Here is a 9,071-nt window from a genome sequence, read left to right on the forward strand (position 1 = left end):
GGCACACCGCTGCGCAGCCTAGTGCGGTGATCGTGCGACGAACGGCGGGAAAGCGTGAGAGGCTCAGCCCCGGAATCGGGAGGAACCGGACATGACAGCCGCGCTCATCGGGCGGGCCCACCCCGCCGCCGCGCTGCGGGCCGAGCTCGACCGGGCCGTCGGGAGCCACGGCGGCCTCGTCCTGGTGACCGGCGAGGCCGGGATCGGCAAGACGACCCTCGTCACCGGGCTGGCCGACGACGCGCGCCGGCGTGGCGCACTGGTGCTCGCCGGCGCCTGCTGGGACTCCGACAGCGCGCCCGGGTACTGGCCGTGGGTCCAGGTCGTGCGCGCGCTGCGGCGTGAGCTGCCGGAGGAGGAATGGGCGCGGGCCGACACCGCGACGCTGTCGGCGCTGCTCGGCGAGTCGGCGGGCGCGCCGGCCGAGGACGGCTTCCGGCTGCACGACGCCGTCACGACCGCGCTGGCCGCCGCCGCGCACGACCGCCCGGTCGTCGTGGTGCTCGACGACCTGCACTGGGCCGACGCGGCGTCGCTGCGGCTGCTGGAGTTCGCCGCGCGGCACACGTGGTTCGAGCGGCTGCTGCTCGTCGGCGCCTACCGCGACGTCGAGGTCGACGCGCCCGGGCACCCGCTGCGCGAGCTCGTCCTGCCGCTGGTGGCGAAGGCGACCACGGTGACGCTGACCGGGCTGGCGCCGGCCGAGGTGGCCGAGCTGATGAGCCGCACCGCGGGCGCCGAGCCGGACCCCGCGCTGGCCGCCGAGGTGCACCTGCGGACCGGCGGCAACCCGTTCTTCGTCGAGCAGACCGCGCGGCTGTGGCACAGCGGCAGCCCGGTGTCGGCCGTCGCCCCCGGGGTACGGGATGCCTTGCAGCGGCGGCTTTCCCTGCTGCCGGCGCCGGTCACCCGGCTGCTGACCGACGCCGCGGTGCTCGGCCGGGAGTTCCACCGGCGGATCCTCGCCGCGCTGACCGCGACGCCGGCGCCGGAGATCGACCAGCTGCTGGCCCGCGCGGCCGCGGCGCGGCTGGTGACCACGCTCGGCGACGGCCGGTTCGCCTTCGCCCACGACCTGGTGCGGGAGTCGCGGTACGCCGAGCTGGAGCCGGCCGAGGTCCGGCGAAGACACGCCGCGGTGGTCCGCGCGCTCGACGCGTCCACCGAGCTGGTGCCGCTGGTGTTCGCGGCCGACCGCGCCCGCCACGCCTACCTCGCCGGTGACGAGGTCGCCCCGGAGCGCGCGGCCGAGCTGCTGGTCGCCGCGGCGCGCGACGCGAGCGCGCGGCTGGCGAGCGACGAGTCGATCGGCCACTACCGGCGGGCGCTGGAGCGCGCGGTGGCGCCGCGGCAGCGGATCGTGATCGCGCTCGACCTCGGCACGATGCTCAGCCGCTGGGGCGAGGAAGAGCAAGCGTGGCAGTCGTTCGACGAGGCGGTCGCGCTGGTGCGCGAGCTCGACGACGACGCGCTGCTCGCCCGGGCCGCGCTCACGCTGTCGCGCACCGGCCCGAGCGGGCCACGGCTCGCGCTGACGTCGGAGCTGCTGCTGACGGCGCACGAGCGGCTCGCGGGGAAGCCCGCCGAGCCGCTGTCGCTCGACCGCGTCACGCTGGAGCTCACCGCGCGGGCCGCGGTGCTGGCGCGGGACGGGCACGACGACCAGGAGCTGTCGTTCACGCTGTGGGCGCGTCACGACCTGATCTGGGGACCGGGCACCGCGCGGGAGCGGGAGCGGCTGACCGACGAGCTGGCCGTGCTGGCGCGGCGGACCGGCGACCGCGAGAACGAGTACTTCGCGTCGTCGCTGAAGTGGGTCGCGCTGCTGGAGCAGGGTGATCCGCGGTACCTCGAGCAGTACCGGGCGTTCCAGGCGCTGACCGCCGGGAGCGGCCTGCGCGGGGCCGAGTTCGCGGGCCTGCTCGACCGCAGCATCATCCGCGCGCTGCGTGGCCGCTTCGCCGAGGCGCACGCGGACCTGGCGCAGGTGGAGACGGCGTTCGGCCACGAGTTCGGGTACATGGTCGACCAGGTGCGCTGGAGCTTCCTGCTGCTGCAGGGCCGGTTCGACGACGTGGCCGCCCACATCGCGCGGCTGGCCACCGGCGACCACCCGCACCCGGAGCTACTGGCGGCGCTGGCCGCGGCCCAGCGGGGTGACACGGCCGCGGCGCGTGAGGTGACGGGGCCGTTCTCGCGCGAGTTCGCGCCGATGTGGCTGCGGTGCCAGGCACAGGTGGCCGCGCTGACGGGCGAGCGCGAGGCGTGCGAACGGCTCCTCGGCGAGCTGACGCCGTACTCCGGCGAGTGGCTGGTGGCGTTGTACGGCTGCGAGATCAGCGGCCCGGTCGACCTGTGGGCGGGACTCTTGGAGGCGGCGCTCGGCCGCCGGGACACGGCGGTCGAGCACCTGACCGCGGCGGCCGCGTCGGCGGACCGGATGCGCATGCGTCCCTGGGCGGCCGAGATCCGCAGCAGGCTCGCCTCGGTGCTCGCCGAGCGCGGTGCCCCGGGCGACGCGGAACGGGCTTCGGCGCTGACGGCGGCGGTCCGGGCCGAGGCGGCGGAGCTGGAGATGCCGCACCTGGCGGCCGCGGCGCCGGCGCGGGTTCCCCCGCCGGACAACGAGTTCCGCCGGACCGACGAGGTGTGGACGCTGCGGTTCGCCGGTCGTGAGGTGCGGGTGCCGGATACGAAGGGCTTGCGGGACCTGCAGATTCTCTTGAGCCGTCCCGGTTCGGAGGTGCCGGCGGTCCGTTTGTCGTCCCCGGAAGGTGGCGAAGCGGCGGTGGCGTCCCGCAGCCTCGGCGGCGACCCGGTCCTGGACGAGACGGCGAAAGCGGCTTACCGCCGCAGACTCGATGACCTGGACTCACAGATCGACCAGGCCACCGACCGCGGCGACGACACCCGAGCGGCAGCCCTGGACCGCGAGCGCGAGGCCCTGTTGCAGGAGCTACGCACGGCAGCAGGCCTCGGCGGCCGGACCCGCCGCCTGGGCGACGAGGCCGAGCGGGCCCGGAAGGCGGTGACAGCCCGCATCCGTGACACGCTCCGCAAGCTGACGGAACTGCATCCGGAGCTGGCGGAGCATCTCAAGGCGGCGGTGACGACCGGGGCGTCGTGCAGGTATGCGCCGGAGCCGGAGACCCGCTGGCGGCTGTAACGGTTCGGTGCGGCGGGCGACCCAGTCGCCATGACGATGACCGACCTGAGTCCCCTGCCGCTGCCGGCGTGGGCGGTTCCCACGGCTCCGCGCACGGAGACTGTCGAGCAGCAGCCGATCCGCATCCCGGCGGAGTGGTGGCGTGACGAGCTCAGCAGCCGAGACCTGCCGGGCGATCCGCCGAGCGGCCCGGCACTGACACGCGCCGACGTGTGGGCGCCGGCCGACGACGTGTTCACGGTGCTGTGGCGCACTTTGGCCTGGGGCTCCGGCTCGCGCCTGCGGCAGAACATCCGCAGGCTGAACAGCATCGCCGCCGAGGTTGATGCCGCCCGGGCAGTTCTGACCGAAGCGGCGGAAGCGTCACGCGTGGACCCGGCGCGCGCCTTCGCACTCCTCCGCCCGGGACGGCACAACCGTTTCCGGTCCTTCGGGCCGTCCTTCTTCACGAAGTTCCTGTACTTCGCCGGAGGCGGCGCTCCGGACCACCCGTGCCTCATCCTCGACCGGGTGGTCGCGACCGCGTTGCACGAGCACTGCGAGTGGAAGTCACTGCACCGCTTCGGCCCGTGGCCGGCCGTGACCTACGAGCGGTACTGCGCCCTGCTCGCCCGCTGGGCCAAGACCGGCGGCCACGCCCCCGACGAACTGGAGTTGGCCCTCTTCACCACAGTCACTTGCGGTTGTAGAGCCGCATGGTCAACGTGCCGAACACCGCGACCAGCAGCACCGACGCCCCCAGCGTGATCAGCACCGCCGGCACGTCCCACGCTCCCGCCATCATCGACCGCACCCCCGTCACCAGGTGCGAGATCGGGTTCACCTCCACGAACACCCGCAGCCAGCCGGGCATCGTCGTCGGGCTCACGTAGATGTTGGACAGGAACGTCAGCGGGAAGATCACCATCATGCTGACGCCCATCACCGACTTCTCCGAGCGCAGCAGCAACCCGAACATCGTCCACACCCACGAGAACGCGAACGAGAACACCATCAGCAGCGCCACGCCCGCGGCCACGCCGAGGAACCCGCCGCCCGGGCGGAAGCCCAGGACCAGCCCGACCAGCATGATCACCACCGAGGCGATCAGGTACCGCAGCACGTCGCCCAGCAGGTAGCCGACCATCGCCGACGGGCGCCAGATCGGGAGGGTGCGGAAGCGGTCGAACACGCCCTTCTCGATGTCGGTGTTGACCGCTATCCCCGTGTACATCGTGATCATCACGACGCTGCTCGCGAGGATGCCGGGCAGGAAGAACTGCAGGTACTCCCCCGGCGAACCGGCCAGCGCGCCGCCGAAGAGGTAGGTGAACATCAGCGTCATCATGATCGGGAACGCCGTCACGTCGAACAGCTGCTCGGGCACGTGCTTGATCTTCAGCACCGCCCGCCAGCCGAAGGTGAACGACGTCGAGAGCGGGCCCGGCCGGGTTGGGCGGTGCGTCGCGACGAGCACCGCGGCCAGGTCTTCGGCCTTCGGCGCGGCGAGTTCGGTCTCCTTGACTGCGGTGGCGCTCACGCTGCTTCCTCTCCGCTCGCGGTGTGGTCGGTCAGGGCCAGGAACACCTCGTCGAGGCTGGGCTGGCCGAGTGAGAACGTGTCGACGGTGATCCCGGCGGCGGCCAGCTCGGCCAGCGCGCGGGCGGACTGCTCGGCGGCGGCCGCCTCGCCCGCCGCCGCGGTGAGGCGGGCGGTCAGCGCGACCGGGTCGGGTTCGTGCTGGATCGCGGCGTCGACCACCCGGCCCAGCACGTCCGAAGCGGCCTCGCGCTGGGCCGCGTCCCGCAGTCGCAGGTGGATCGCGCCCGCACCGACCGACGCCTTCAGCTCGCCCTTGGTGCCTTCGGCGATCACGCGGCCGTGGTCGATCACCGCGATCCGCGACGCCAGCCGGTCGGCCTCGTCGAGGTACTGCGTGGTGAGCAGGACGGTGGTGCCCTGCGCGACGATCGCCCGGACGATGTCCCAGACCTGGTTGCGGCTGCGGGGATCCAGCCCCGTCGTGGGCTCGTCGAGGAACAGCAGGTCCGGGGTGTGCAGGATGCTCGCGGCGATGTCGATGCGCCGCCGCATCCCGCCCGAGTACTGCTTCACCTGCTTGGCCGCGGCCTCCGTGAGGCCGAACGCGGCGAGCAGCTGCGCCGCCCGGTCGCGCGCCGCGGCCCGGGGGTGGCCGAGCAGGCGGCCCAGCAGCACCAGGTTTTCGCTGCCGGTCAGGTCTTCGTCCACCGACGCGTACTGCCCGGTGAGGCTGACCCGGCTGCGGACCGTGTCGGCGTCGCGGACGACGTCGTGGCCGAAGACCCTGGCCTCACCGCCGTCCGGGCGGAGCAGGGTGGCGAGCATCCGGACGGTCGTCGTCTTGCCGGCGCCGTTGGGCCCGAGGACGCCGTAGACGGTGCCGGCGGGCACCACGAGGTCGACACCGTCGACCGCCCGGGTGTCGCCGAAAACCTTGACCAGTCCGGAGGTTTCGATCGCGGGTGCGTTCATCTGCGGTCCTTTCACGCGCAGTAGGGGCGGGTCCGGCGGGCGTCGCGCAGCGCGAGCCCCCACCAGGTGAGCTCGTCGAGCAGCGCGGTCACGCACTCGTCGTCGAACGCCGGGGCGAGCAGGTCGAGGGCGACCGCGTCGCGCATCGTCACCGTGTGCAGCTCCAGGAAGACCTCCCGCAGCTGCTCGACGGCGTGGCGGCCGCGGGCGCGGTAGCCGTAGGAGACAAAACCGACCGGCTTCGCGTGCCATTCGTCGTAGGCGAAGTCGATCGCCTGCTTGAGCGGCCCGGGGAAGCTGCGGTTGTACTCGGGGGTGACGACGACGTACGCCTCCGCCCGGGCGATGCGCTCCCGGAACCGGCTCAGCGCCGGGGTCGGCGCCGCCGGGTAGCCCGCCGGGAGGCCGGCGTCGGCGAGGTCGAGGGGGTCGAGCGCGAGCCCCGGCCGGGCGGCGGCCGCGGCCGTGAACCACCGGCCGACGCGCCCGCCGGCCCGGCCTTCGCGGGTGCTGCCGACGAGCACCGTCACCCGCAGCGCGTCGTCCATGCCGTCCTCCCCTCGTCTCATGGGGAGGGCGCGAGACGCGCCGCCAGATCGAATCTGGCTGAAACGTTTCATCGTGCGTGATAGGCTCACGCCTTCTCTGCGAGGGGGTGCTTTGGTCGGCATCAAGGACGTCGCCAAGCGGGCCGGCGTCTCGATCGGCACGGTGTCCAATGTGGTCAACCGGCCGCACGTGGTCGCCGCGGCCACCCGCAACCGCGTGCTCTCGGTCATCGAGGAGCTGGGCTATGTCCGCGACGAGTCCGCCCGCCAGCTGCGCGCGGGCCGCAGCCGGATCATGGGCCTGCTCGTCCTCGATCTCGGCAACCCGTTCTTCGTCGACGTCGCGCGCGGCGCCGAGCAGGCCGCGCACGCCGAGGGCCTCAACGTCATCACGGCGAACAGCAGCCAGCGCTCCGACCTCGAAGCGTCCTACCTCGCGATGTTCGCCGAGCAGCGGGTCCGCGGGGTGCTGCTGAGCCCGGTCGCGACCACCGGCGAGGCTCTGCACGCGTTCCGCCGCAGCGGCACGCCGTACGTCCTGGTCGACCGCAAGGCGCCGGCTTCGGAGGCCAGCTCGGTGTCGGTCGACGACGTCGCGGGCGGCTCGCTGGCGGCCCGGCACCTGCTGGAGACCGGCCACCACCGGATCGCGTTCGTCAACGGGCCCGCGATCCTCGCCCAGTGCCGCGACCGCGAACAAGGCGTCCGCACCGCGCTTTCCGGCTCGACGGCCGAGCTGACGGTGCTGGAGGCGATCGGCCTCGACGTCTCGTCGGGGCGCGACGCGGGAGCCCGCCTCCTGGACACGAGCCCCCGGCCGACGGCGGTGTTCTGCGCGAACGACCTGCTGGCGCTCGGCGTGCTGCAGGCGATGGTCGGCGCGGATGTCCGGGTCCCGGACGAGATGGCGATCGTCGGGTACGACGACATCGAGTTCGCGGGCGCGGCGGCGGTTCCCCTGACGTCGGTCCGCCAGCCCGCGAAGCGCCTCGGCCGCACGGCGGCGGAGCTGCTGCTGGCCGAGACGGCGGACACGAAGGCCGAGCACCAGGCCGTGGTGTTCACCCCCGAGCTGGTCGTCCGCGAGTCGACCCGGGTGCGCCGCTAGTCCTTTGTGGACGGTCTTTGTGCGTCGTGTGTACGGCGCGCGTCCAGACTCGTCGCCGGCAACCCGGCCGAGCGACAAGGACTTGGTGATGACCGCACACGACCTCCCCTCGATCCGCCGACGCACCTTCGTGCTCGGCCTGACCGGCGCGGTCCTCGGCGCCGCCGTCGCGGGCGCCCTCCCGGGACGGGCCGCGGCCGCGGGGTCCTTCACCGAGACGACCCTGTGGGACGCCGAAGCGGGCCCGGCTTGGCCGTGCTGCCCGACGACACGATCCTGGTGGCCACTACGGTGTCGCAGAGCGACGACGCCGACGGCTTTGTCGTCGCGGACGCCATCCGGCTGATCCGCCAATGACCGGCTAAATCGGTTGGCGGTCTGTGAGATCCTGCCGATCATGGGGATACGGGCGTGACAAGCAGATGGGTGCGGCTGCAGGCCGTCGCGGTGTCCGGTTCCTCCGCCGAAGGCCTGATGCTGGCCGCGATCCCGCTGCTCGCGGTGTCGGTCACCACCGACCCGCGGGAGATCTCGCTGGTCAACGTCGCCGGGCAGGCGCCGTGGCTGCTGTTGTCGCTGTTCGCCGGGGTGCTCATCGACCGCGTGCGGCGGACGGCGGTGCTCGCCTGGGCCTACGCCGTGCAGGTCGGGGCGGCGCTGGTGCTCGGCGCCGTCGCCTCGGCCAGGGTGCTCAGCCTGCCCGTGCTGCTGGTCGTCGCCTTCGTGGTCACCTCGGCGCAGGTGCTCGGGGACGGCGCCAGCGGCGCGCTCGTGCCCGAGCTCGTCGAGCCGGACCGCCTCGCCCACGCCAACGCGCGCCTCACGGTGATCGACCGGGGTGTCGTGCAGTTCGTCGTGCCGCCGCTGACCGGCTTCCTGGTCGCCGTCACCGCGGGCGCTCCCGCGTGGCTCGCGGCGGCCTGCGCGCTGCTCGCCCTGCTCCTGACGCGGCGCATCCCGTCGGCGTCCGTCGTCGCCGCGCGCACCCATCCGCTGAAGGACCTCTCGGCCGGGCTGAGGCACCTCGTCCGGACGCCGCTGCTCCGGTCGATCACGATGAACGTCGCGCTGGGGTCGTTCGCCGCCAGCGCCGGGAACTCGATGTTCGTGCTGTACGCGACGCAGATCCTGCACGTCGGCTCAGTGGGTTACGGGCTGCTGCTGGCCTGCCTGGCGGTCGGCTGGGTGGCGTCGTCGTTCGTGGTGCAGCGGATCGTCGACCGGCTCGGGTACTCGTGGTCGATGCGGTGGGCGCAGAGCCTCGGGGTGGTGGCGCCGCTGCTGCTGGCCGTGCTGCCGCCGTGGCCGCCGCTGATCGGGGTGGTGCTGGTGTTCCTGACCTCGACGGTGCTGGTCTGGAACGTCTGCTCGCAGTCGAGCCGCCAGCGCTTCACGCCGACGCCGTTGCTGGGCCGGGTGCTGACCAGCCACCGCGCGCTGGCCTGGGGGTTGACGCCGCTGGGCGCGTTGACCGGCGGCCTGGTCGCGGCGCACTGGAGCCTGCGCGGCGTCTGGCTGGTGGTGGCGGCGATCCAGGCGGTGAGCGCGGTGCTGGTGTGGATCCAGCTGTCGCCGGAAGCGTTCCGCCGCACGGAGCTCGCCACGGCCGAGATCGCGAGCTGACACACGGGAGGGGCCCTCCCCTGTCTCGGGAAAGGCCCCTTTGATGCCGGGGGGGGGGGGGGGGGGGGGGGGGGGGGGGGGGGGGAGGAGGGGGGGGGGGGCCCACACACGGGAGATAGTCCCAGAGGCAGAA

Annotated in this window: 7 protein-coding genes; 4 read left to right on the forward strand and 3 right to left on the reverse strand. The window is 73.4% G+C overall.

Annotation, left to right across the window (positions count from 1 at the left end; all coding sequences use genetic code 11):
• The first annotated feature begins 91 nt into the window (after window positions 1-91).
• Window positions 92-3,166, forward strand: a complete 3,075-nt coding sequence (locus ACZ61C_RS35250; protein ID WP_465312219.1) for an ATP-binding protein — start codon at window positions 92-94, stop codon at window positions 3,164-3,166.
• Window positions 3,167-3,196: 30 nt separating this feature from the next.
• Window positions 3,197-3,913, forward strand: a complete 717-nt coding sequence (locus tag ACZ61C_RS35255; RefSeq protein WP_465312220.1) for an 8-oxoguanine DNA glycosylase OGG fold protein — start codon at window positions 3,197-3,199, stop codon at window positions 3,911-3,913.
• Here ACZ61C_RS35255 and ACZ61C_RS35260 read toward each other — a convergent pair.
• From ACZ61C_RS35260 to ACZ61C_RS35270, 3 genes are read right to left on the reverse strand one after another with little or no spacing between them, the layout of a single operon-like run.
• On the reverse strand, window positions 3,840-4,685 hold the full coding sequence (locus ACZ61C_RS35260) for an ABC transporter permease (protein WP_465312221.1): 846 nt from the start codon (window positions 4,683-4,685) through the stop codon (window positions 3,840-3,842). The two genes, ACZ61C_RS35255 and ACZ61C_RS35260, sit on opposite strands and share 74 nt — an antisense overlap.
• On the reverse strand, window positions 4,682-5,659 hold the full coding sequence (locus tag ACZ61C_RS35265; RefSeq protein ID WP_465312222.1) for an ATP-binding cassette domain-containing protein: 978 nt from the start codon (window positions 5,657-5,659) through the stop codon (window positions 4,682-4,684). The genes ACZ61C_RS35260 and ACZ61C_RS35265 overlap by 4 nt, the downstream gene beginning before the upstream one ends.
• Window positions 5,660-5,670: 11 nt before the next feature.
• The gene (locus tag ACZ61C_RS35270) at window positions 5,671-6,207 is read right to left on the reverse strand and encodes an NADPH-dependent FMN reductase (protein WP_465312223.1); all 537 of its coding nucleotides are present in this window, start codon (window positions 6,205-6,207) and stop codon (window positions 5,671-5,673) included.
• A gap of 112 nt (window positions 6,208-6,319) precedes the next feature.
• On the opposite strand from ACZ61C_RS35270, the gene ACZ61C_RS35275 reads away from it, so the two are divergent.
• Window positions 6,320-7,315 (forward strand): LacI family DNA-binding transcriptional regulator, encoded by a 996-nt coding sequence (locus tag ACZ61C_RS35275; RefSeq protein WP_465312224.1) that lies wholly within the window; start codon window positions 6,320-6,322, stop codon window positions 7,313-7,315.
• 411 nt (window positions 7,316-7,726) lie between these two features.
• Entirely contained in the window at window positions 7,727-8,938 is a 1,212-nt protein-coding gene (locus ACZ61C_RS35280) for an MFS transporter (protein WP_465312225.1), read from the forward strand.
• Window positions 8,939-9,071: the final 133 nt, after the last annotated feature.

The sequence above is a fragment of the Amycolatopsis sp. NPDC104587 genome, from assembly GCF_055583645.1.

Bases quoted from the DNA above. Each gene is read 5' to 3' on its own strand.
- ACZ61C_RS35250 (WP_465312219.1), top strand. From the start codon at position 92: ATGACAGCCGCGCTCATCGGGCGGGCCCACCCCGCCGCCGCGCTGCGG.
- ACZ61C_RS35270 (WP_465312223.1), bottom strand. From the start codon at position 6,207: ATGGACGACGCGCTGCGGGTGACGGTGCTCGTCGGCAGCACCCGCGAA.
- ACZ61C_RS35255 (WP_465312220.1), top strand. From the start codon at position 3,197: ATGACGATGACCGACCTGAGTCCCCTGCCGCTGCCGGCGTGGGCGGTT.
- ACZ61C_RS35265 (WP_465312222.1), bottom strand. From the start codon at position 5,659: ATGAACGCACCCGCGATCGAAACCTCCGGACTGGTCAAGGTTTTCGGC.